This window comes from Cellulosimicrobium cellulans (assembly GCF_024124905.1).
Taxonomy (GTDB): Bacteria; Actinomycetota; Actinomycetes; order Actinomycetales; family Cellulomonadaceae; genus Cellulosimicrobium; species Cellulosimicrobium cellulans_G.
The window spans coordinates 529,175-553,093 of sequence record NZ_JAMXST010000002.1 but is presented as its reverse complement, the minus strand read 5'-3'; the positions used below and the strand labels follow the sequence as shown (position 1 = coordinate 553,093).

Sequence of the window (23,919 nt, the reverse complement as noted above, 5' to 3'; positions counted from 1 at the left end):
AGGCATCATGCACCCAAACCGGGCACAGTGTGGGAGCGTGACCACCAACTCGTCCGCACACCCGGCCTCGCACCGTGGCGCCGACCCGGGTGCACGGCGCACCACGATCACCGACGTCGCGCGCGCGGCAGGGGTGTCGATCGCCGTCGTCTCCTACGCCCTCAACGGCCGCCCCGGAGTGTCCGAGCGCACCCGCCGGCACGTCCTGCGCACCGCTGCCGACCTCGGTTGGCGGCCGAGCGTGGCCGCCCGCTCGCTGCGCACGAGCGCGCGCAGCGTGGCGCTCCAGGTCGTGCACGCGACCGAGGGAGCCGCCGGTCCGACCCGCGCCCTCGCGCTCGCCGCGGGCATGCGCACCGTCCTCGCGGAGCACGACCTCGCCCTCGGCATCGAGGTCACGGGCGACCGCGACGAGGGTGCCCGGGAGCTCGAGACGGGCTGGTCCGAGCGGCGGCACGCGGCGTACGTCGTGGTCGACGCCCACGCGCGCGACCCGCGGGTCCGGGTGGCCCGCGAGGCCTCGATCCCGCTCGTCCAGGTCGCTCCCGGCCCGGCCGACGCCGACGCGCCGGGCGCGCGGACCTGGTTCGCGGGCGACGCGGACGCGCGCGCGGCCCGCTACCTCGTCGAGCTCGGCCACCGCCGGATCGCGGTCCTCGTCTCGGACGCGCAGGACGAGCAGGCCCGCGCCGTGGTCGCGGCGGCGCGCGACGCGGGCGGCCCGGAGACCCGGGTCGACGTCGTCGAGTGCCGCACGTGGGAGGAGACCCGCACGCGTGCGGCGCGGCTGGTGGCGCACGACGCGCGCCCCACCGCCGTGCTCACCGACACGGACGTCACCGCGCTCGCCGTGCTCGAGGCGGGCCGGAGCCAGGGGCTCGAGGTGCCGTGGGACCTGTCGGTGCTGTCCGGCGAGGACTCCGCGACGTGCCGGCTCGTCGCCCCCGCGCTCACCGCCGTGCACCGGCCGTTCGAGCGGCTCGGTGCGCACGTCGCCGATGTCGTCGTCGCGCGCCTGGGCCTCGGACGCCCGGTCGCACGCCCCGACGCCGACCCGGCCGCGACCCGTCCGGCCGTCGACCGCGAGCGCCCCGCCGCCCGCCTCCTCCTGCGGGGCACGACGGCGCCACCCCGGAGCGCCTAAACGTTTCAGGCGGTAGCCGACGACGGCCCTCGTTCGTCACGTTGTCCCCGCCGGGCAGAGCCGCCCGGTGCGCGGACCCGTCCGCGCTCCCGGACCCTTGGAGGACCACGTGCCATCCCGATCCAGCCGACCGCGCAGGGGCGCGGCCGTCGCCGCGTCGCTCGTGCTGCTCGCCGCCCCGCTGGTCGCGACCGCCGCGCCGGCGAACGCCGCCGAGCCACGCGTGAGCAACCCGTTCGCCGGTGCCACGCAGTACGTCAACGACTTCTGGTCCGCCAACGTCGAGGCCGCCGCCGACCGCGCCGGCGGCGACCTCGGGTCCCGCATGCGGGCGATCGCCGACGAGCCCACCGCGGTCTGGATGGACCGCATCAGCGCGATCGAGGGCAACGCCGACGGCCCGGGCCTGCGGCACCACCTCGACGCCGCGATCGAGCAGAAGCAGCCCGGCGTGCCGATGGTCTTCAACCTCGTGATCTACGACCTGCCCGGTCGCGACTGCTACGCGCTCGCGTCCAACGGCGAGCTCAAGCCGAACGCCACGGACATGGCGCGGTACAAGACCGAGTACATCGACGTCATCGCCGACATCCTCGACGACCCGGCCTACGAGGACCTGCGCGTCGTCGCGACGATCGAGCCGGACTCGCTGCCGAACCTCGTCACCAACATCAGCACGCCCGACTGCCAGGCGTCCGCGCCGTACTACCGCGAGGGCGTGGCGTACGCGCTGGACGCTCTCCACGCCGTCGGCAACGTCTACTCCTACATCGACGCGGCGCACGCCGGCTGGCTCGGCTGGCCGAGCAACGGAGGCCCGGCGGCGAAGCTCTTCAAGGAGGTCGTGCTGTCGACGGAGGCGGGCTACGCGTCGGTCGCGGGCTTCGTCACGAACACGGCCAACTCCACGCCGCTGCACGAGCCGTTCCTCGAGGACGTCCAGCTCGGCAGCACGCCCGTGCGCTCGGCGAGCTTCTACGAGTGGAACGCCGACTTCGACGAGGCCGACTGGACCGCGCACCTCTACGACCTGCTCGTGGCGGAGGGCTTCCCGACGTCGATCGGCATGCTCATCGACACCTCGCGCAACGGCTGGGGCGGCGCCGACCGCCCGACGGCGGTGAGCACGTCGACGAACCTCAACACCTACGTGGACGAGTCGCGCGTCGACCGGCGGATCCACCGTGGCGCCTGGTGCAACCCGGCCGGCGCCGGGATCGGCGAGCGCCCGCAGGCCTCGCCCGCGGGCTTCCCCGAGTCGCACCTGCACGCGTACGTGTGGGTCAAGCCTCCGGGCGAGTCCGACGGCGCGTCGTCCGACATCCCGAACGACCAGGGCAAGCGGTTCGACCGCATGTGCGACCCGACGTTCGTCTCGCCCAAGCTCTCCAACCAGCTCACCGGCGCCCTGCCCGACGCCCCGCTCGCGGGCCAGTGGTTCGAGTCCCAGTTCCGGATGCTCGTCGAGAACGCCTACCCGGCCATCGAGGGCGACGGGACCGGCGGCCCCGCGGACACCACCGCGCCGTCGGTGCCGACGGGCCTCACGGCGGGCGCGACCACGACCACGTCGGCGAGCGTGAGCTGGACCGCGTCCACCGACGACCGTGGCGTCACGGGATACACCGTGCTCGTCGACGGCGCGGCCGTGGGCACGACCTCCACGACCTCGTTCACCGTCACCGGTCTCGAGGCGGGCACGTCCTACGCCGTGACGGTCCGGGCGCGCGACGCCGCGGGCAACGTCTCCGCCGCGTCCGCGCCGCTCACCGTGACCACGGACGAGGACGACGGCTCGGGCGGTGACGACCAGCCGCCGTCCGCCCCGACCGGGCTGCGGGTCACCGGCACCACGACGTCCACGGTCGCGCTCGCGTGGAACGCGTCCACGGACGACACCGGCGTGACCGGCTACCGCGTGTTCCGCGACGGGACCCAGGTCGCCGAGGTCGCCGCGACGTCGTTCACCGACACCGGCCTCACCGCGGGCACCGCGCACGTCTACGCGGTGCGCGCGGTCGACGCGGCGGGCAACCTCTCGGCCACGTCCGGCACCGTGACCGGCGAGACGGACGAGGACGGCGGCCAGCCCGCCGGGACCTGCACCGTCGCCTACACGGCGAGCTCCTGGAACACGGGATTCACCGGCTCGATCCGGATCACCAACGACTCGGCCCAGGCGCTGCAGAGCTGGACCCTGACCTTCGACTTCCCGGACGGTCAGAGCATCACCCAGGGCTGGTCCGCGCAGTACGCGCAGACCGGCTCGACGGTGACCGTGACCCCGGCGGCGTGGAACACCACGCTGGGCGCGGGCGCGAGCGTCGAGATCGGCTTCAACGGCTCCCACTCGGGGACCAACGACGAGCCGACGGCCTTCACGCTGAACGGCGCGTCCTGCACCGTCGGCTGACCTGAGACGACCGGCGGTCGGGGCCCCACGCCTCGACCGCCGGTCCTGTGCGACGTTCGATATCGATATCGACCCGAAGGGTGCACCCATGACCAGGACCATCTGGAGACGACCTCTCGCGACGACGCTCGCGACCACGGCGCTCGTCGCCGCGACCGTCCTCCCGGTCGCCACGACCGCGACCGCCGCCACCGAGCCGCTCGGCGACGCCGCCGCGAGGCACGGCAAGACCGTCGGCTTCGCGCTCGACCCCGGCCGCCTCTCGGAGAGCGGCTACCGGGCGGTCGCCGACCGCGAGTTCTCGCTCGTCGTCGGGGAGAACGCGATGAAGTGGGACGCGACCGAACCCGCCCGGGGCTCGTTCTCCTGGGGGGCAGCCGACCAGGTCGCGAGCTACGCGGCCGCGCAGGGCGCGGACCTCTACGGCCACACGCTCGTGTGGCACCAACAGCTCCCCGGCTGGGTCCAGGGCCTGACGGGCACGGAGCTGCGCACCGCCATGACGGACCACGTCAGCGCCGTCGCCGGGCACTTCGCCGGCGACGTCGAGGCGTGGGACGTCGTCAACGAGGCGTTCGAGGACGACGGCTCCCGCCGGCAGAGCGTATTCCAGCAGCGCCTCGGAGACGGCTACATCGAGGACGCCTTCCGCGCCGCACGGGCGGCCGACCCGGACGCGGACCTGTGCCTCAACGACTACAGCACCGACGGGATCAACGCGAAGAGCACGGCGATCTACGACCTCGTCGCCGACTTCAAGGCCCGCGGTGTGCCGATCGACTGCGTCGGGTTCCAGGCGCACCTGATCGTGGGCCAGGTCCCGTCGACCCTGACCCAGAACCTCCGGCGGTTCGCCGACCTCGGCGTGGACGTGCGCATCACCGAGCTCGACATCCGCATGAACTCTCCCGCCGACGCGCAGAAGCTGGCGCAGCAGGCGTCGGACTACGCGAAGGTCTTCCAGGCCTGCCTCGACGTCGACCGCTGCACGGGCGTCACGCTGTGGGGCATCACCGACAGGTACTCGTGGATCCCGGGCGTGTTCCCGGGGCAGGGCGCCGCGCTCGTCTGGGACGACGCGTACGCGCCCAAGCCCGCGTACGCGGCGATCGCCGAGGTCCTCGGCGCACGGGACGATGGACCGGGCGGCGACGAGCAGGCGCCGTCCGCCCCGACCGGCCTGCGGGTCACCGGCACCACGACCTCCTCGATCTCGCTCGCGTGGAACGCCTCCACCGACGACGTCGGCGTCGCGGGGTACCGCGTGTTCCGCGACGGGACCCAGGTCGCCGAGGTCGCCGCGACGTCGTTCACCGACACCGGCCTCACCGCGGGCACCGCGCACGTCTACGCGGTGCGCGCGGTCGACGGGGCGGGCAACCTCTCGGCCACGTCCGGCACCGTGACCGGCGAGACCGAGGAGGGTGGCGGCGAACCCGCCGGGACCTGCACCGTCGCCTACACGGCGAGTTCCTGGAACACGGGATTCACCGGCTCGATCCGGATCACCAACGACTCGACGACCGCGCTGCACGGCTGGACCCTGAGGTTCGCGTTCCCGGACGGGCAGACCGTCCAGCAGGGCTGGTCGGCGCAGTACGCGCAGCAGGGCTCGACCGTCACCGTCACCCCGGCGCCGTGGAACACCACGCTCGGCGCGGGCGCGAGCGTGGACATCGGCTTCAACGGCGCCCACTCCGGGATCAACACCGAGCCGACCTCCTTCACGCTCGACGGTGCCGCCTGCGAGGTCGCCTGAGCGAGCGCGGGCGCCGTCCGGGGCGTGCAGGGGCCGCCCCGGGCGGCGCTCGCGCGGGATCAGTCCTCGAGGACGGGGACGGGGGTGCCGTCCGCGGTGCGCCCCACCACGACCGTCGGGGGCACGTCGGTGGGCACCACCCGCTCGAGGTCGGCGCCCTCGCGGGCCCAGGTCGCCGGGTCGGGGCGCGGCCACGTGAGCGTCGACCCCTCGACGCGCTTGCCGTCCGTCGACGCGAGGACCTCGACGGACACGACCTCGCCCGGCCCGACCACCACGAGCTCGGGCCGCGGCTCGGCGTCACCGCCGGGACCGCCGTCGATCCACTGCGCGACGAGCGGCGGGATCCGCGTCGTCGCCGGCGACCCCGGCGCGACCTCGCCGCCCCCGAGCCGGTCGGTCCGGGGGTCGCCCGGCTCCTCGCCGTCGGCGGGCGCCGACGCCGGCCGGGAGGCGTAGACCTCCCACCACGCCCGGGGGTCCCACGCGCTCGTTGTGACCGCGACGACCGCCAGGGGCGTCCCGTCCCGCAGCGCGACCCCGTCCCAGAGCGCGGCGACCGGCGGGTCGGCGCGGCGCCGCTCCTCCGTGCCGCGGTACGCGCCGAGGAGCGCGCTCCAGGTCGGAGCACCCGCGGCGGGGTCGAGGAGCCGGTCCCACAGCGTGTCGAGGTCGGCCGTGGTCACCGCGCCTCCGTCGGTGAACAGCAGACCCGGGTCGTCGCCGTCGGGGACCGCGCTCACCGAGGCCGCCCGGATCGCGCCACCGCGCTGGCCGACGAGCAGGCCCTCGTCGACGGGAACGGTCACGACGACCGGCGCGTCGTCGCCCTCGCCCCGGGGATGCACGACCTCGAGGCCGTCCGGCTCCGCACCGCGGGCGAGCGACTCGGCGAGCAGCAGCAGACCGTCGTCGAGCTCGACGGCCGCGCGCGGGGCCCACCGCTGCTCGTCGCTGTCCGCGAGGATCCGGTAGGCGTCGGTCCGTTCGCCCTCGGCGTCGACCGGCGCGAGGAAGGTCGCGACGTGGTCGTCCGAGCGGAGCGCGACGAGGCGGCCGGTGGGCGCGTCGTCGAGGCGGAGCTCGTAACGGCTCTCGAACGCGAGATCGGCCGCGGGGACGTCCCCGGCCCACAGCACCTCGATGGGCTCGTCGGCGGCGGGCGGCTCCTCCTGCCCCCCGACGTCCTCGCGCCGCCAGGCGTCGGCGGCGGCCTCGACGTCCTCGAACGGCGCGCCGTCCACGGTGAGACCGCCCCGGGTCGGGTAGCCCTCGAGGGTCGACGTGCTCACCGGCTCGTCGACGGGATCGGTGCCACCCCGCGCGACCAGCCAGAGGGTCAGCGCCCCGGCGAGCACGAGCGCCACCGCCCCGCCGACCAGCACGCGCCCCCTGCGGGTCCGCCACCACGGGCTCTCCGACGTCGTCATGTCCCCTCCCTCGTCCGCGCCCGCCACGCTAGCCGTGACGGGGCGCCGCCGGAGGCTCGGGCCATGGGGACCGCTCCCCATGCGCCGCACGGCCCCGGTGCCCCTGCCGCGCGAGCGGGCGTCGCGTCCCGCACCATGACCGGGTGCGACTGCGTCGGGTGTCCGTGACCTCCCCCGGGTACTCCCGCCGCCCGAAGGGCGACTCCTGGGTGTTCCTCGACGTCGAGGGCACTCCGCTCGCCGACGAGGACGAGGTCGCGCGGTGCACGCGCCTCGCTGTCCCTCCCGCCTGGACCGACGTCTGGATCTGCCGGTACCCAAACGGGCACATCCAGGCGTTCGGGCGCGACGTCGCCGGTCGCGGCCAGTACCTGTACCACGAGCAGTGGCAGGTGCGCCGTGCGCGGCGCAAGCACGACCACGTGCTCGACGTCGGCCGGCGCCTGCCCGCGGCCCGGCGTCGGGTCGCGCGCGAGCTCGCGCAGCCCGGCATGGGTCGCGAGAAGGTGCTCGCCCTGGCGTTCCGGCTTCTCGACCTCGCGTACTTCCGCGCCGGCGGCGAGATCTACGCGAAGCAGAACGCCAGCTACGGCCTGGCGACGATCCGCAAGGAGCACGCGCGGGTGCGGCGCGACGGGAGCGTGCACTTCCGCTACCCCGCGAAGTCGGGCCAGGTCCGCGACGTCGTCGTGGACGACCCGGTGGTCGCCGAGCTCGTCACGACGCTCAAGCGGCGCCGCGGCGGCGTCGAGCTGCTCGCGTGGCGCGAGGACGGGCCCGACGGCCGGGCCGCGTGGCACGACGTCACGAGCGCCGACGTCCAGGCGGGCATCAAGGAACGGCTCGGCGAGGACGCGACGCCCAAGGACTTCCGCACGTGGCACGCCACCGTCCTCGCGGCGCGCGCGCTCGCCGACGCCGGGGCCGCGCCGGCCTCGGAGCGGGCGCGGCGACGGGTCGTCACGGGGATCGTCAAGGACGTCGCGGAGGAGCTGGGGAACACGCCCGCCGTCGCGCGGTCGTCGTACATCGACCCGCGCCTGTTCGACCTGTGGGAGCGCGGCGAGACCATCGGGTCCACCCGGTCGCAGGCGCGAGCCGAGCGCGAGCTCCTGGAGCTGCTCTCGTGAGGGCCGCGGTCACCGGCGTCACCGGCTACGTGGGCGGGCGGCTCGTGCCCGAGCTGCTGCGCGCGGGGTTCGAGGTGCGCGCGCTCGCGCGGCACCCCGAGCGGCTCGCGGGGCGCGAGTGGGTGCACGACGTCGAGACGGTGTCCGCCGACGCCGCCGACCTCGGGCAGATCCGGGCCGCGCTCGAGGGCGCCGACGTCGCGTACTACCTCGTGCACTCGCTCGGGACCGGGAGCACGTTCGAGGCGCGCGACCGCCGCACCGCGCTGACGTTCGCCCAGGCGGCGCGCGAGGCGGGGGTCGGGCGGATCGTGTACCTCGGCGGGATGTTCCCCGACGTCCCGGAGGGCACGCTCTCGCGCCACCTCGCCTCGCGCAAGGAGGTCGGCGAGATCCTGCTCGCCTCGGGCGTCCCGACGACGGTCCTCCAGGCGGCAGTGATCCTCGGCTCCGGGTCCGCGTCGTTCGAGATGATGCGCTACCTCACCGAGCGGCTCCCCGCCATGACGACGCCGAGGTGGGTCGACAACCGCATCCAGCCCATCGCGGTGCGGGACGTGCTGCGCTACCTCGTGGGGTCCGCGACCATGCCGCCCGACGTCTCGCGCGCGTTCGACGTCGGCGGGCCCGACGTCCTCACGTACCGCGACATGATGCAGCGCTACGCGCGGGTGGCCGGGCTCCCCCGCCGCGCGATCGTCAGCGTCCCGGTGCTCACCCCGAGGCTGTCGAGCCTGTGGGTCGGGCTCGTCACGCCCGTGCCGTCGGGCATCGCACGCCCGCTCGTCGAGTCGCTCCAGCACGAGGTCGTGTGCCGCGAGCACGACATCGCGCGGTACGTGCCCGACCCGCCCGAGGGCCTCGTCGGGTTCGACCGCGCCGTCGCGCTGGCCCTGGAGCGCGTCCACGACGGCGAGGTGACGACGCGCTGGTCGTCCGCGTCGGTCCCGGGAGCGCCGTCGGACCCGCTGCCGAGCGATCCCGACTGGGCCGGCGGCTCGCTGTACGTCGACGAGCGGCGGACCGTCGTCGACGCGCCGCGCGACGTGCTCTGGCGCGTCGTCGAGGAGATCGGCGGGCAGGGCGGCTGGTACTCGTGGTCGCTCGCGTGGCGCGTGCGCGGGCTCCTGGACCGCGCGGTCGGCGGGCCGGGGCTGCGCCGCGGTCGGCGCGACGAGCGGCACCTGCGCGTGGACGACGAGCTCGACTGGTGGCGGGTCGAGGCGATCGAACCCGGCCGTCGGCTGCTGCTCCGGGCGGAGATGCGCCTCCCAGGGCTCGCGTGGCTCGAGCTGCGCGTCGACGAGGCGGCCGCGGAGCTGCCCGACGCGACCGACCCCGCCGCGCCCGGGCCCTCGCCCGAGGACGCGAGCGGTCCGGGCCGGACCTACTTTGCCCAGCGCGCGCTGTTCTACCCGCACGGCCTCGCGGGCCAGCTCTACTGGTGGGCGGTCAAGCCGTTCCACGGCGTCGTGTTCGGCGGGATGCAGCGCAACGTCGCCGCCGCCGCGGAGCGCGCCGCTCGCGCCGGCGAAACGTTTCAGGGTCGCGCGCGTCCTTGACCCCGGCTCCGCCGCGTCCGGACAGTGGCGTCGACCTGCGTCGACGCGGACGCAGCCGGACCGAGAGGCAGCCATGCACCCACGACCCACCGCGGCCCTCGCCGCGGGCGCCCTGCTCGTCGCGAGCCTCGCTGCCGCGACCCCGGCCTCGGCCGCGCCGGGTCCGACGCCGGCCCCCGCGGCGGCCGCCGCTGCCGCCACCGCGCCGAACTACGCCGAGGCCCTCCAGAAGTCGCTGTTCTTCTACGACGCCCAGCGCTCGGGCGACCTCCCCGACGACTTCCGCGTGAGCTGGCGCGGCGACTCCGCGCTCGACGACGGCGCCGACGTCGGGCTCGACCTCACGGGCGGCTGGTACGACGCGGGCGACCACGTGAAGTTCGGGCTGCCGATGGCGTTCACCACGACGATGCTCGCCTGGGGAGCGATCGCGAGCCCCGACGGGTACGCGGCGTCGGGGCAGCGCGACGAGCTGCTCGACTCGCTGCGCTGGGTCAACGACTACTTCGTCAAGGCCCACCCCGAGCCGGACGTGCTCTACGCGCAGGTGGGCGACGGCGACGCGGACCACACGTGGTGGGGACCCGCCGAGGCGATGCAGATGGCCCGCCCGGCGTACAAGGTCGACCCGTCGTGCCCCGGGAGCGACGTCGCGGGCGAGACCGCGGCAGCCATGGCCGCGTCGTCGATCGTCTTCGCGGACTCCGACCCGGCCTACGCGGCCGAGCTCGTTGAGCACGCCGAGCAGCTCTACGACTTCGCCGACACGTACCGCGGGAAGTACTCCGACTGCGTGCCCGCGGGCGCCTTCTACAACTCGTGGTCGGGCTACCAGGACGAGCTCGTGTGGGGCGCGTACTGGCTCTACGAGGCGACGGGCGACGCGTCGTACCTCGCCAAGGCGGAGCAGGAGTACGCCGGGCTCTCGCGGGAGAACCAGACGAGCACGCCCTCGTACCGCTGGACGATCGCGTGGGACGACAAGACCTACGGCACGTACGTGCTGCTCGCGCAGGCGACGGGCAAGCAGCAGTACGTCGACGACGCGAACCGGTGGCTCGACTACTGGACCACCGGGTACCAGGGGGCGCGCGTGCGCTACTCCCCCGGCGGGCAGGCCTTCCTCGACTCCTGGGGCTCGCTGCGCTACGCCGCGAACACCGCGTTCGTCGCGCTGACGTACGGCGACTGGCTGCGGGGCCGCGGCGACGCGACCCGTGCGCAGACGTACCAGGACTTCGGCGAGCGCCAGATCGGCTACGCGCTCGGCGACAACCCGCGCGGCGCGTCGTACGTCGTCGGGTACGGCGAGGACTCGCCGCAGAACCCGCACCACCGCACCGCGCACGGCTCGTGGCTCGACTCGCTCGCCGAGCCTGCGGCGACGCGGCACGTGCTGTACGGCGCGCTCGTCGGCGGCCCGGGCGCGCCGGACGACGCCTACACGGACAGCCGCTCCGACTACGTCGCGAACGAGGTCGCCACGGACTACAACGCAGGCTTCACGTCGGCTCTCGCCTTCCTCGTCGCCGAGCACGGGGGCTCCCCGCTCGCGGACTTCCCCCAGCCCGAGACGCCCGACCAGGACGAGTTCTTCGTCGAGTCGCGCCTCAACCAGCCCGGCACCGCGTTCACGGAGATCAAGGCCGTCCTGCGCAACCGGTCGGCGTTCCCGGCGCGCGTGCTGGACGACGTGCGCCTGCGGTACTGGTTCACGCTCGACGACGGCGCCGACCCGGCGACCCTGCGCGCCACGACGAACTACTCCGAGTGCCCCGGCGCGACGGCGAGCGTCGGCCACGCGGGCGGCGACCAGTACTTCGTCGAGATCGACTGCTCGGGCTCGGTCGTCTCCCCCGGCGGCCAGTCCCAGCACCGCCGCGAGGTGCAGTTCCGCGTCACGGCGGACGTCTGGGACGCCGCGGACGACTGGTCCTTCGCGCAGGTCGCGACGGGCGACGCCCTGGCGAAGAACGCGCGCATCACCCTCTACGAGGGCGACGGGCTGCTGTGGGGCGACGAGCCGTCGGCGGGGCCCGTCGAGCCGGACACCACGCCGCCGTCGACCCCGGGGGCGCCGACGGTCTCGGCTGTCACCGCGGCCGGGGCGACCGTCGCGTGGGCGCCGTCCACGGACGCGGGCAGCGGCGTCTCCGGGTACGACGTCCTGCTCGACGGCGTGCGGGTCGCGACCACGCCGGGCACGACGCTGGCCCTGACGGGACTCGCCCCCGAGACGACCTACCGCGTCGCCCTCGTCGCGACCGACCGGGCCGGGAACGCGTCCGCGCCCGGGCCGGCGGCGACGTTCACGACCCCGGCCGCGTCGACGGGTCCCGCGCCCGGCGCCTGCGCCGTCCGCTGGTCGTCGAGCGACTGGGGCTCCGGCGGGACGGTGACCCTCCGGCTCACGAACACGGGCACGACGGCGCTCGACGGGTGGGCGCTCGCGTTCGCCCTCCCGTCCGGGCAGACCGTGACGAACGGCTGGAGCGCCACCTGGACGCAGTCCGGCGCCGACGTCACCGTGCGGTCCGCCGCCTGGAACGGCGGCCTCGCCCCGGGGGCGTCCGTGGAGGTCGGCGCGAACGTCGCGCACGGCGGGACGAACACGCCGCCTGCACGGTTCACGCTGGTCGGCCGGTCGGGCGAGACGGAGTGCACCGTCGGGTGAGCCCTCGCCCGGGTGCGTCGCTCGCGCCGGGACGCTGCTCCCCGGCGCGAGCGACGGTCACCTGCGGCGGCGGAAGGTCAGCGGGTCCTCGACGAACGGCTCCCAGGCCGCACGCTCGGCCTCGGTGATGCGGCGGGGCGCCCCCGTCGCCGCGTCGACCACGACGATCGTCGTCACGGCCTTCGCGTAGGGGGCACCGCCCGAGGTGGGGCCGGTGCGCTCGAAGCGCGCGGCGCCGTCGTGCACCTCGTAGCAGACCTCCAGGCTCGCACCGCCGAGGTGCCCGATCCACAGCTCCACCCGCACGGGCGTGCGCGTGAAGCCGAGGGGGCGCAGGTACTCGATCTCCTGCCGCGCCACGAGCGTGTGGCTCGTCGCGGCCGGCCCGGTCTCCAGGACCGCCGTCGGCCAGGCGTCCTCGCCGGCGTCCGGGTGGGTCCAGAACGCCGTGATGCGCGCGTCCTCGAGCAGCCGGAACATCTCGACGTTGTTGACGTGGGCGTACGCGTCGAGGTCGGACCACCGCAGGGAGACGGGGACGTGCAGGCGGGTCATGGAGGGTCCTCTCGTTCGACGGTGGCGCGACCCATTCTCCCCTCCCGCACACCCCGCCCTACCCCCGCGCCGCCACCGGCCCCGGGGGCCCGCCGCCGAGCACGACACCACCCCGCGCCGAGCACGACATGAGGGTCGTCATGGGCCGGTTGACGACCCTCATGTCGTGTTCGGCGGGGAGGCGGGTCGTCAGGAGGCCGCGACCAGGGCAGCGGCGCGACAGCTCGCCAGCGCGGACAGCTCCTCGCCGACCGGGAGCCGCACCATGCGGTCGGCGACCTGGCCGACGGCCTCGCGCAGGCGGCGTCGGGCACGGGCCGCCCGGCGGCGCCCGCCCACGGACGCGGCGGCGCGCGAGAGCACGGCGACGACGATGCCGACGACGATGCCGCCGAGCGCGAGCAGGGTCGGCCACGGGAGCTCGGGTGCGCCGGGCCCGCCGAGCGTGAGCACGGGCGTCGGCGGCTCGGGCAGGCGCAGGTAGGTGAACCCCAACAGCGCGGCGAGCCACAGCAGCCCCACCACGAGCGCCGCGAGCACGAGCCACTGCAACGCGCCGACGACGCGCCACCACACCGGGCGGCGCGACGCCTCGAGCTCCGTCCCGGCGACCGCCTGGTCGAGCGCATCGGCGAGGTCGCTCGCGCCCTCGGAGGCCCGACGCCGCACGGCGAGCGCCCAGTCGTCCGGCACCCCCGCGGTGGCCTCGGCCGCGTAGTCGCGCACGGCGGTCTGCGCACCGGCGCGCAGCGCCGCCCCGACCGCGGGGAGCGACGTCCGGGCGAGCTCCGGCCGGAGCTCCGTCTCGCCCGCTCCCAGCGCCTTCGCCGCGCGCGCCCGGGACGAGCCGGGAGCGGGTCCCGTCCGGAGCCCGATGCGGCGCAGGGGGTCGGGCCGGAACCGCCCGACCCAGCGCGTGACGGGCCAGCCGGTCGCCGCGCGCGCGTCCCGGACCGCCGAGCCCCGCACGGCCGCGACGACCGTCGGCACGCCCGCGGCGGCCTCGAGCGCGTCGACGAGCCCGTCGCGCGCCCGTCGCGCGGCGCGCTCCGGCACGGGCTCGCCGCACGCGGCCGCGACCCGACGGGCGACGGCGCGCACGTCGGCCGCGAGCCGGTCGTTCGCCGCCCGCCGCCGGGCCGCGGCGTCCGCGAGCAGACCCCGGAGCTCGTCGAGACCCTGTCCCGTGCGCGCGGAGACCCCGAGGACGCGCGCGTCGCCGAGCCCGTCCTCCACGGCGAGCCGGCGCAGGTCCGCGAGGCACGCGTCGGCGTCGGCGGGCGAGAGCCGGTCGACCTGGTTGAGCACGAGCACGACGACCGAGTCGTGCCCCGCGAGCGGGCGCAAATAGCGCTCGTGCAGCGCGGCGTCCGCGTACTTCTGCGGGTCCACGACCCACACGAGCAGGTCGGCGCGCTCGACGAGGCGCTCCGCGCGCACGCGGTGCTCGACGACCACCGAGTCGTGGTCGGGCAGGTCGAGCAGCACGAGGCCGCTCGTGACGTCACCCGCGCGTCGGCCGCGCAGGAGGCCGCGCAGCCCGCCGCCCGCGCGCGCGTCGTCCGGGTCGCCCGACGTGAGGGGCGTGCCCATCTCGTGCCGGCGCCGCACCTCGAGCCATTCGAGGAGGGCCCCCGCGCCCGCCGCACCGGGAGTGCCACCAGGCGCCACGCCGCCCGTCGGGTGCCCCGCCCCACCCGACCCCCACACGGCAGCCAGCGGGTGCGACGTCGTCGGGCGCTGGACCCCGACCGCCGCGAGCTCGTCCCCGACGAGCGCGTTGAAGACCGACGACTTGCCCGATCCCGTCGCACCGGCGAGCGCGACGACGGTGTGGTCGGCCGAGAGGCCCGCACGCTCGCGCGCCCGGGCGACGACGGTGCGCGCGTCGGCGAGCAGGTCGGCGTCGAGGCGCCCCTCGCCCGCGCGGACGGCGGTCTCGAGCGCGGTCGTGCGCGCCGCGAGGTCGATCGTCATGCGCGCTCACCGCCCAGGAGCCGTCGCCAGAACCCGGGTCTGCGGCGCGGCTCGTCGTCGGCCTCGGGCACGCTCGCAGGCTCGTCGTCCTCCGCACCGCGCCGGCCCGCGCCCCGCAGGAGCCGCGCGACGTGCCGCCCGGTGGTCGGTCGAGCCGTGTCCTGGTCCCGCCCGCGCGCCCGGCGCTCGACCCGCGCCGCCGCCTCGACCGCGCGCGCGGCCTCGCGCACGGTACGCGCCGTCTCGTCCGCCTCCGCGGTGCCGAGCGCGTCGAGCTGAGCCGTGTAGCGCCGCGCCTCGTCGTCGAGCACGGCACGCACCCGCTCGGCGAGGCGATCGCGCGCCGTCCGGGTGAGGCGCCGGACCGCGTCGTCGCCGAACACGGCCTCGAGGAGCTTCTGCGCGAGGATCGCCGTCCCGCCCGCGATGCCGACCTCCGCGCCGGTGAGACCGCCCGTGGACGCGAACACGACGACCATGAGGCTCAGCCCGAGCCCGTTGATCCCGAACGACAGCGCGCGTGCCGCCCCGCGCTTGCCCGCACCCTGCTCGCGCACGAGGTCGAGGACGTCGGACTGCCACCCCCGGATCTCCTCCGCGACCCGCGCCCGCACGCCCGCCGACGAGCGCGAGAGGTCGAGCCCGTCCAGGAGCGCCGTGCCCGCCGGGTCGGCGCGCCACCCGCCGTACGCGCGCTCGGCGGCCGCGTCCGTCGCGTCGAGCACGACGGCCTCCAGCCCGTGCGCGATGGCCTGCTCGACCTGCGGCGCCTGCGCCGGACGGCCGCGGAAGAACGCCGCGACGGCGTCGCGCACGCGCCCGACGCCCTGCTCGACGGAGCGGAACAGCTCGCTCGTCCCGACGAAGTCCTGCCAGCGCGCGAGCACCTCGCCGCGCAGCAGCGCGCCGTCGCTCGTGGCGGCGTCGACGGTGGCCGCAGCCTCGTCGTACGCGCGCCCGACGACGGCCCGCAGACGCGCGTCGGACGTCGCCTGGGCGTCTGCGGCTCCGGCCACGAGCACGGCCCGGCGCACGAGGTCGTCCACGACGCCGTCCCGCGTCGCGGTCGCGACCCGGTCGCGCGCGGCGCCGTCGGCCCCCAGCGCGGACAGCCACGAGGCGACCTCCGCGACGGACCGCTCCGGGAGGAAGCCGTCGACCAGCTCGGACTCCCCCACGACGAACAGCGGCGCCGTGTCCAGCCCGTTCTCGTCCATCATGCGGCGGAGGTCGTCGGCCACCGCCTCGGCTCCCGGGTCGACCCGGTCGAGCACGATCGCGACCTGCGCGCGCCGCTCGGCCGCACGGTGCAGGAGGTCCCACGGGACCGCGTCGGCGTAGCGCGCGGCCGTCGTGACGAAGAGCCACAGGTCCGCCGCGGCGAGGAGCTGGGCCGCGAGCTCGCGGTTCGCCGTCTCCACGGAGTCGACGTCGGGCGCGTCCACGAGCGCGAGACCCTGCGGCAGCGCGTCGCTCGCGACGAGCCGGAGCGTGCGCGTCGGGTCGGCCGGGCTCGCGGTCGAGGTTCCCGCGGCTCGGCCGGGCACGGCGGTGGCGTCGCGCGCGACCGCGACGGGGTCCCGCCCGTGCTCGCTCACGCGCGCGAGGCCAGGGAGCACGCGGTCGGTGGAGAACCAGCGCTCGTCCAGCGGGTGGTGCACGAGGACGGGAGCGCGGGTGGTCGGCCGCAGCACGCCGGGCGCGGACACGTGCTCGCCCAGCAGCGAGTTCACGAGCGTCGACTTCCCCGCGCCGGTGGACCCGCCGACGACGACGAGCAGCGGCGCGGCGTGCGAGCGCAGGCGCGGCAGCAGGTAGTCGTCGAGCTGGTGCACCGCCAGGTCGAGGTCCTCGCGCGCCGCCGCCGAGCCCGGCAGGTCGAGCGGCAGCCGCGCGGCCGCGAGCCGGCCGCGCAGGATCTCCAGGGACTCGACGAGCCCCGCCGTCGCCGCGGCGCCCGCGGCGACGGCCCCGCCGGTCGCCGCGCCGCCCGGCCCCGCGCCGCCCCCTGCGGCCACGTCCGTGCGGACGTCGTCTCCGGGGTCACCGCTGGCCGTCATCCCGCCAGTCTGCCGGAACGCCGCTGGTCAGGCCCGGTGTGACACGGTGCGGGCCCCACCCTCTCCGCACGCGAGGTCGACCCGCCAGGCATCAGATCGGCCCTCCGAGGGCCGATCTCGGACGCTCGGGTCGATCTCGCGGTCGTGGCTCACTCCCCCAGGCGGCGCCGGAGCCACGCGACCCCCACCTCGGCCTGCGCGCGCTGGAACGCCCGCACGTGCGGGATCCCCGGCGGCGCGGGGTCGAGCGAGGACGCGAGGAAGTAGCCCGTGAGCGCCGCGAGGTAGCAGGTCACGGCGTCGGGCTCGACGTCGCGCGGCAGCGGGTGCCGCCGGAGCACCTCTTCCGGCGGCGGGCCGCCCTCGACCTGCACGGCCGGGAGCATGCCGACCGCGTCGCAGAACGCGGCGCCGCGCGCGGCGTACGGCCAGTCGACGGCGACGGCGACGTGCCCGTCCGTGGCGCGCCCACCGCGGGACGTGGTGCCACCGCCGGGCGCGGTGCCACTGCCGTTCGCGGTGCCGAGCGCCGCCCGGTTCACGAGCAGGGTGTTGTCGCCCCGGAGGTCGCCGTGGACGAGGTGGTCGCCCGCAGTGGCTTTGGGCCACGGCTCGGCGAGCGCGGCGAGCCGGTCGAGCCGGGCCGCGACCCACGGGTCGTACGTGCTCAGACCCGGCGGACGGCGGTCCGCGAGGTCCTCCCACTCGCGCCACCCGACGGTCTCCGCGAAGCGCGGGAGCGGAGCGTCCCTGGGGATCTCGACCTCCGCGACGCGGCGTGCGAGGTCGGCCACCGCGGCGAGCTCGTCGTCCCGCCACGGCGTGGCCACGGACCGGCCGGGGACGGCGTCGAACGCCAGCGCGACCCACTCGCCGACGCCGTCGAGGTCGTCGTCGAGGACCCACCGGAGCGCGGGTGCCGGCGTCCCCGCCGGCAGCGCCGCGGCGACGCGCGCCTCGAGCCGGTACAGGTCGCGGGTGAACGCGTGCTCGGGCCCGACCGCCTTGACGAACACGTCCCCGCCGCTCGTCCGCAGCGTGGACGCGAGCCCTTGCGAGTAGCCGCCGTCGTGGCTCGTCCACCCAGAGACGACGGCGCCCAGCCGGGCCTCGACGGCGGCGCGCACCGCCCGCGGGAGGTCGGGCCAGACGGGGCGTACACGCGAGGGAGCGAGGTCGAGGGTCATGCCGCGCGATCCTGCCGAGGTGCCGACGGCGGCGTCAACGGGTTTCCGCGCCCGCAGCGGCGCGGGAGCAAGCGGGCGCGGAACCCGCGAGCTCCCGGACACCCGGACACAGACGCACAGACGCCGGACGGGAACGAGTCCCGCCCGGCGTCGTGGTCGCTCGAGTCGCGGCGTCAGTCGCGCGTGAGCTTGCGGTACGTCACGCGGTGCGGGCGCGCAGCGTCGGCACCGAGGCGCTCGACCTTGTTCTCCTCGTAGGACGCGAAGTTGCCCTCGAACCAGTACCAGTTCGCCGGGTCCTCCTCCGTGCCCTCGTACGCGAGGATGTGCGTCGCGACCCGGTCGAGGAACCACCGGTCGTGGGACACCACGACGGCGCAGCCCGGGAACTCGAGCAGCGCGTTCTCGAGCGAGCCCAGGGTCTCGACGTCGAGGTCGTTCGTCGGCTCGTCGAGCAGCAGGAGGTTGCCGCCCTGCTTGAGCGTGAGCGCGAGATTGAGACGGTTGCGCTCACCGCCCGACAGCACGCCCGCGGGCTTCTGCTGGTCCGGGCCCTTGAAACCGAACGACGCGACGTAGGCGCGCGACGGGATCTCGACGTTGCCGACCTTGATGAAGTCGAGACCGTCGGACACGACCTCCCACAGCGTCTTCTTCGGGTCGATGCCGCCGCGCGACTGGTCGACGTAGGAGATCGACACGGTCTCACCGACCTTGAGGTCGCCGCCGTCCAGCGGCTCGAGCCCGACGATCGTCTTGAACAACGTCGTCTTGCCGACGCCGTTCGGGCCGATGACTCCCACGATGCCGTTGCGCGGCAGCGTGAAGCTCAGGCCGTCGATGAGCTGGCGCCCGTCGAAGCCCTTCTGGAGGTTCGACGCCTCGAGGACCACGTTGCCCAGGCGCGGGCCCGGCGGGATCTGGATCTCCTCGAAGTCGAGCTTCCTCGTGCGCTCGGCCTCGGCCGCCATCTCCTCGTACCGGGCGAGGCGGGCCTTCGACTTGGTCTGGCGGCCCTTCGCGTTGGACCGGACCCACTCCAGCTCCTCCTTGAGGCGCTTGGCGAGCTTGGCGTCCTTCTTGCCCTGGACCTGGAGGCGCTCGCCCTTCTTCTCGAGGTAGGTCGAGTAGTTGCCCTCGTAGGGGTACAGGCGGCCGCGGTCGACCTCGCAGATCCACTCCGCGACGTGGTCGAGGAAGTACCGGTCGTGCGTGACGGCGAGGATCGCGCCGGGGTACGTCGCGAGGTGCTGCTCGAGCCACAGCACGGACTCGGCGTCCAGGTGGTTCGTGGGCTCGTCGAGCAGCAGCAGGTCCGGCTTCTCGAGCAGGAGCTTGCACAGCGCGACGCGGCGACGCTCACCACCGGAGAGCACCGACACGTCGGCGTCCGGCGGCGGGCAGCGCAGCGCGTCCATCGCCTGCTCGAGCTGCGAGTCGAGGTCCCACGCGTCCGCGGCGTCGATGGCCTCCTGCAGCGTGCCCATCTCGGCGAGGAGCGCGTCGAAGTCCGCGTCGGGCTCCGCCATGAGCGCGGAGATCTCGTCGAAGCGCTGCTTCTTGGCGAGGATGTCCGCGACGGCCTCCTGCACGTTGCCGAGGACCGTCTTCTCCTCGTTGAGCGGCGGCTCCTGGAGCAGGATGCCGACGCTGTAGCCCGGGGAGAGGCGCGCCTCGCCGTTCGACGGCGTGTCCAGGCCGGCCATGATCTTGAGGATCGTGGACTTCCCGGCGCCGTTGGGGCCCACGACGCCGATCTTGGCGCCGGGCAGGAAGTTCAGGGAGACGTCGTCGAGGATGACCTTGTCTCCGTGCGCCTTGCGCGCCTTGTACATGGAGTAGATGAACTCAGCCACAGCCTGTCGTTCCACCGTTTCGGTCGGGAGAGGTACGGGATTCGTCGACCACTCAGCCTACGCGGTCGGGCCACCGGGGCGCGCCCGACGGCGCCGCGACCCCCGCGGGCCGCGGCACCGCCCGCAGGCGTCGCTCAGACGGACGCCAGCGCGTCGGTCTCGGCGTCGGCCACCGGCTCGGCGGCGCCGTCGGCGGGTGCGTCGTCGTCGGACGGCTCGCCGGGCTCGCCCGCGAGCGCCGCGCCGGCGTCCGCGAGGGTCCACGGGTCGTCGAGCGGCGCGCCCTCGAACGCGGCGCCGTCGTGCGGCGCGGCGCCCGGTCGGCCGGACGACCGGTCCGCCCCGTCCGGGCCACCCGCGGTGCCGACCGCCACGGCACCGGCCGCATCGCCCCGGCGCGCGCCGTCGTCCTCGCGCCGGTGGACCGTGCGGGCGAAGCGGGCCTCGCCGAGCGTCAGGTCGGGGCCGAGCGCGGTGGCCTCCACGACGAGGCTGGTGCGCGGGCCGTCCGGGCCGTCCCACTCGTCGAGCGAGAGCCGCCCCGTGACGACCACGGGGTCGCCCTTGTGCAGGGACAGCGCGACGTTGCGCGCGACGTGCTTCCACGCCTTGACGGTGAACCACAGCGTGCGGCCGTCGACCCACTCGCCGCGCTCGCGGTCGAGGTAGCGGCGCGTCTGGGCGATGCGGAAGCTCGTGAAGTCGTTGCCGGACTGCGAGCGGAACAGCGTGGGCGTGGTCGCGACGAAGCCGGACAGCGTGACCGTGACGTCACCGGGCATGGTTCCTCCTGAGGTCGGCGGCCGGGCTGGTCCCGGCCACCGCCTCAGGGTGCGGTGGGAGCGGCGGTGCCGTCCGTCGTCGTGCCGTCGCCTGTGGACGGGCCCGCGACCTCCGGGCCTGTGGGTAGCCGTAGCGCCCCCGTGAGCGGCGCCGCGGGCGCCTTGTCCCGGGCGGACTGCGCCAGCTCGCGGACCTGACGGTGGGTGTCGAGGAGCGCCTGGGTCGGCTTGCCCATGGCGTCCTGCACGACCCGCTCGATCGCTCCCCGGCCGGACGCGAGCACCTGCTGCTCGCGCCGTCGCGCGAGCGTGCGGCGCACCTGGAGCGCGACGAGGAACGCGACCACGGCGCCGAGCACGGCGACCGCCGCGACGACCGCGCACACGGTGACGAGCGTCCGCCCGAGGTCGAGCACGCGCAGCGAGCCGAGCACGGCGAGGACGCCCGCGACGACCCCGAGGCCGAGCGCCGTCCAGGCCGCGCGCCGCGTCGGGCGCGACGACGAGGGCCCGCGCGTGTCGAGAGGGATCTTCGCGAGCGCCGACCGCGTCGCCTCCGCGACCTTCCCCGACGGCGCGACGGCGGCGTCGAGCGCCCTCTGCCACCCCGGTCGCAGGGACCGTCCGGCGCGCGCGAGCCAGCGCGAGCGCGAGAGCGCGACGGCGTCGGGCTGCGGCGGCGAGAACTCGGGTCGGCCGTAGCCGTTGCGCACCGCCGCGCCGACCTGCCCGGCGACGGCGGCGAGGCCCGTCGCGTCGGCGAGCGCGTCGACCTCCTCCTCGACGGCCGTGCTCATGGTCCACGGCACGTCGCCCGGGAGCTGCTCCAGCAGGAGCGCACCCGCCCGGTCGAGCTCGCCCGCGACGCGGCTCGCGGCGACGCTGCGCCGCGCGACCGCCTGCTCCAGCAGCGAGCGCAGCTCGTCCAGGCCCTCGCCCGTGCGGGCGGAGACGGTCGTGACGTAGACGCCGTCGAGCCCGTCCTCCTCGAGCAGCCGCCCCATGTCCTCGACGAGCGAAGCACGGCGCGCCTCGGGGACGGTGTCGATCTGGTTGAGCGCGACGACCATCGACCCCTCGAGCCCCGCCGACTTCTGCAGGTAGCCCGAGTGCAGCGCGTCGTCCGCGTACTTCTGCGGGTCCACGACCCACACGAGCAGGTCGACGAGCGGGAGCACCCGGTCGACGACGTCGCGGTGCGCGGGCTCGATCGAGTCGTGGTCCGGGAGGTCGAGCAGGACGAGTCCGCCGAGCGCCGCCTCGTCCTCGGCGTCGAGCTCGCCGTCGCGCGTGATGCGGCGCTCCGGGTCCACCTCGAGCCAGTCGAGCAGGGCCGTCGCCGCGCCGCTCCACGAGCACGCGGTGACGCGCGCCGTCGTCGGGCGCTTCACGCCGACGTCCGCGAAGTCGAGCCGGGACACGCGGTTGAACAGGCTCGACTTGCCCGACCCGGTGCCGCCCGCGAGCGCGACGACCGTGTGGTCGACGCCGAGCGCGAGGCGCTCGCGCACGCCCCCGATCGCGTCGCGCACCTGGGCCGCGACCGCGGGGTCGAGGCGGTCCCCCGCGAGGTCCACCGCGCGCGCGAGGTCGTCGACCCGGGCACGCAGCTGGGCGTCGTGGGACGTCACATGAGCCTCCTCAGCTCGGCGAGTCGTAGGCGCAGCCCGACGGCGGCGTCCGCGGCGAGCGCGGGGTCGGCGAGCGCGGTGAGGACGGGCTCCGCCTCGCGCTCGACCATGGTGGCGGCCCGGTCGGCGAGGTCCTCGCGCAGCGCCGCGAGCGCGTCGTCGCCCGTGTCGGCGAGCACGGTCCGCACGAGGCGGGCCGCGTCGTCGCTCCCGGCGGCGCCCGCGAGCAGCAGGGCGGCGAGACCGGTCTCGCCGAACGCCTTGACCGCCGCCCGGGCGGGCTCGCCCGCCACCGGGGCGGCAAGCTCGGTGACGACCTGCTCGGCCCGCCGGGACCACTGGAGCACCTGGGTCGTGGCCGAGGCCTCGCGCCGCGCGGCGGCGTCCTCCTCGGTCGGCAGGACGTCGGAGGCTCCTGGCAGCGGCCGGTCCCCGTCGAGCGCGGCGCGCAGCGCCTCGTGGGCCAGGACGCCGTTCGCGGCGAGCGTGCGGTGCGCGGCGTCGCGCGTCTCGTCGAGCAGCGGGGCGAGCACGAGGTCGCGCGCGCGCCCGCGGCGCTTGGACGACCGGACCACGCCGCCGCGCACCTTGACGCGGTCCACGCGCTCCGCGCCCGTCACCTGGGCCCACCGCGCCTCGAGCGACCCGTGCGCGACGGCGCCGTCCAGCGCGGCCCGGCGCGCGGCGTCCCGCACGGGCGGGACCGCCTTCTCCGCCGCCGAGCGCAGGTCCGCCGCGGCCTCCACCTGCTGCTCCACCGCGTCCGAGACGCCCGTGACCCAGGCGGGCAGCGCGCCGAGCGCCCCCTTGAGCGTGCGCACGATCACCGCGCGCGACCGGTCCGGTCCCGCGAGCATCGTGAGCCAGCGCGCGACCGGCGCCACGACGGAGCGGTCGAGCAGTCCCTCGTGCGGGCCGACGTCGGGCACGACGAAGAGCGGGGTCCCGTCCATGCCGTGGTCGCGCAGGCGCTGCAGCAGGTCGCCGCGGATCGTCGTGAGGGTCTCGCGCGGGACGCGGTTGAGCACCATCGCGACGCTCGCGCCACGCTCCTTCGCGCGCGACAGCGCCTGCCACGGCAGCGCGTCGCCGTAGCGCGAGGCGGTCGTGACGAACAGCCACAGGTCCGCCGCCTCGAGCAGCAGGCTCGCCGTGTCGCGGTTCTCGGACAGGAGCGAGTCCAGGTCCGGGGCGTCGAGCAGGCCCGTGCCGCGCGGGACGCCGTCGTGGTCGACGACGCGCGCGACACGCGTCACCGGGCCCTCGACGATCACGTCCGCGTCGAGCGGGTTGAACGCGAGGACCGGCTCGCGCGTCGTGGGCCGCAGCACGCCCGCCTGCGACACCTCCTCGCCGAGCAGCGAGTTGTACAGCGTCGACTTGCCCGCGCCCGTCGACCCCGCGATGACGACGATCGCCGGGGAGGACAGCTCGCGCAGCCGCGGCAGCAGGTGCTCGTCGAGCTGCGTGAGGAGGCGGCGCCGTGACGCGTCCGACTCCGCCGCGCCGTCGATCGCGAGCGGGAGGCGCACGTCCGCCACGTCGCGGCGCAGGTCGCGCGCGACGTCGTAGACCGTGACACCGAGCTCCTCGGTCGCCTGCGCGGGCCTCCACGAGCCCGGCGACCGGCCGGGCGCGGCGGGGCTCGCGTCGCTCGTGGCGGCGTCTGGGGTTCTCACTGGTTCATAGTGACGGCTGCCGGGGGCCCCGCCAAACGCACGCGCCGCACGACGCGCGACCACCCCACCTGCACGTCCGT

15 protein-coding genes are annotated in these 23,919 nt (G+C 75.7%); 6 read left to right on the top strand and 9 right to left on the bottom strand.

Going from position 1 to position 23,919, the window contains the following annotated elements; all coding sequences use genetic code 11:
- The first annotated feature begins 37 nt into the window (after positions 1-37).
- From NHH00_RS07470 to NHH00_RS07460, 3 genes are all read left to right on the top strand, one after another.
- Positions 38-1,144, top strand: a complete 1,107-nt coding sequence (locus tag NHH00_RS07470) for a LacI family DNA-binding transcriptional regulator (protein WP_253051214.1) — start codon at positions 38-40, stop codon at positions 1,142-1,144.
- 109 nt (positions 1,145-1,253) lie between these two features.
- Positions 1,254-3,557: a glycoside hydrolase family 6 protein gene (locus NHH00_RS07465; RefSeq protein WP_253051213.1), complete on the top strand. Its 2,304-nt coding sequence runs from the start codon at positions 1,254-1,256 to the stop codon at positions 3,555-3,557.
- Positions 3,558-3,645: 88 nt separating this feature from the next.
- A complete protein-coding gene (locus tag NHH00_RS07460; protein ID WP_253051212.1) occupies positions 3,646-5,316 on the top strand; it encodes an endo-1,4-beta-xylanase in 1,671 nt (556 codons plus the stop codon).
- A gap of 59 nt (positions 5,317-5,375) precedes the next feature.
- Here NHH00_RS07460 and NHH00_RS07455 read toward each other — a convergent pair whose 3' ends face one another.
- A complete protein-coding gene (locus tag NHH00_RS07455; RefSeq protein WP_253051211.1) occupies positions 5,376-6,746 on the bottom strand; it encodes a hypothetical protein in 1,371 nt (456 codons plus the stop codon).
- Positions 6,747-6,889: 143 nt separating this feature from the next.
- On the opposite strand from NHH00_RS07455, the gene NHH00_RS07450 reads away from it, so the two are divergent.
- The 3 genes from NHH00_RS07450 to NHH00_RS07440 all read left to right on the top strand — a co-directional run bounded on the left by NHH00_RS07450 (position 6,890) and on the right by NHH00_RS07440 (position 12,112).
- On the top strand, positions 6,890-7,876 hold the full coding sequence (locus NHH00_RS07450; RefSeq protein WP_253051210.1) for a DNA topoisomerase IB: 987 nt from the start codon (positions 6,890-6,892) through the stop codon (positions 7,874-7,876).
- Positions 7,873-9,438: an SDR family oxidoreductase gene (locus tag NHH00_RS07445; RefSeq protein ID WP_253051209.1), complete on the top strand. Its 1,566-nt coding sequence runs from the start codon at positions 7,873-7,875 to the stop codon at positions 9,436-9,438. The genes NHH00_RS07450 and NHH00_RS07445 overlap by 4 nt, the downstream gene beginning before the upstream one ends.
- A 73-nt stretch (positions 9,439-9,511) precedes the next feature.
- A complete protein-coding gene (locus NHH00_RS07440; RefSeq protein WP_253051208.1) occupies positions 9,512-12,112 on the top strand; it encodes a glycoside hydrolase family 9 protein in 2,601 nt (866 codons plus the stop codon).
- A 57-nt stretch (positions 12,113-12,169) separates the two neighbouring features.
- Here the strand turns inward: NHH00_RS07440 and NHH00_RS07435 are convergent, their stop codons facing one another.
- From NHH00_RS07435 to NHH00_RS07400, 8 genes are all read right to left on the bottom strand, one after another.
- The gene (locus NHH00_RS07435; protein WP_253051207.1) at positions 12,170-12,667 is read right to left on the bottom strand and encodes an acyl-CoA thioesterase; all 498 of its coding nucleotides are present in this window, start codon (positions 12,665-12,667) and stop codon (positions 12,170-12,172) included.
- Positions 12,668-12,856: 189 nt separating this feature from the next.
- Positions 12,857-14,644 carry a GTPase gene (locus tag NHH00_RS07430; protein WP_253051206.1) on the bottom strand — a complete coding sequence of 596 codons (1,788 nt, stop codon included), beginning with the start codon at positions 14,642-14,644 and terminating at the stop codon, positions 12,857-12,859.
- The gene (locus NHH00_RS07425; protein ID WP_253051205.1) at positions 14,641-16,704 is read right to left on the bottom strand and encodes a dynamin family protein; all 2,064 of its coding nucleotides are present in this window, start codon (positions 16,702-16,704) and stop codon (positions 14,641-14,643) included. Before NHH00_RS07425 ends, NHH00_RS07430 begins: the two co-directional genes overlap by 4 nt.
- Before the next feature lie 149 nt (positions 16,705-16,853).
- Positions 16,854-17,891, bottom strand: a complete 1,038-nt coding sequence (locus tag NHH00_RS07420; protein ID WP_253051204.1) for a phosphotransferase family protein — start codon at positions 17,889-17,891, stop codon at positions 16,854-16,856.
- 173 nt (positions 17,892-18,064) lie between these two features.
- Positions 18,065-19,747, bottom strand: a complete 1,683-nt coding sequence (gene ettA, locus NHH00_RS07415; protein WP_047233192.1) for an energy-dependent translational throttle protein EttA — start codon at positions 19,745-19,747, stop codon at positions 18,065-18,067.
- Between the two features lie 134 nt (positions 19,748-19,881).
- A complete protein-coding gene (locus tag NHH00_RS07410; RefSeq protein WP_253051203.1) occupies positions 19,882-20,529 on the bottom strand; it encodes a single-stranded DNA-binding protein in 648 nt (215 codons plus the stop codon).
- A gap of 44 nt (positions 20,530-20,573) precedes the next feature.
- Positions 20,574-22,160: an ABC transporter gene (locus NHH00_RS07405; protein WP_253051202.1), complete on the bottom strand. Its 1,587-nt coding sequence runs from the start codon at positions 22,158-22,160 to the stop codon at positions 20,574-20,576.
- Entirely contained in the window at positions 22,157-23,839 is a 1,683-nt protein-coding gene (locus tag NHH00_RS07400; protein WP_253051201.1) for a GTPase, read from the bottom strand. The genes NHH00_RS07405 and NHH00_RS07400 overlap by 4 nt, the downstream gene beginning before the upstream one ends.
- Positions 23,840-23,919: the final 80 nt, after the last annotated feature.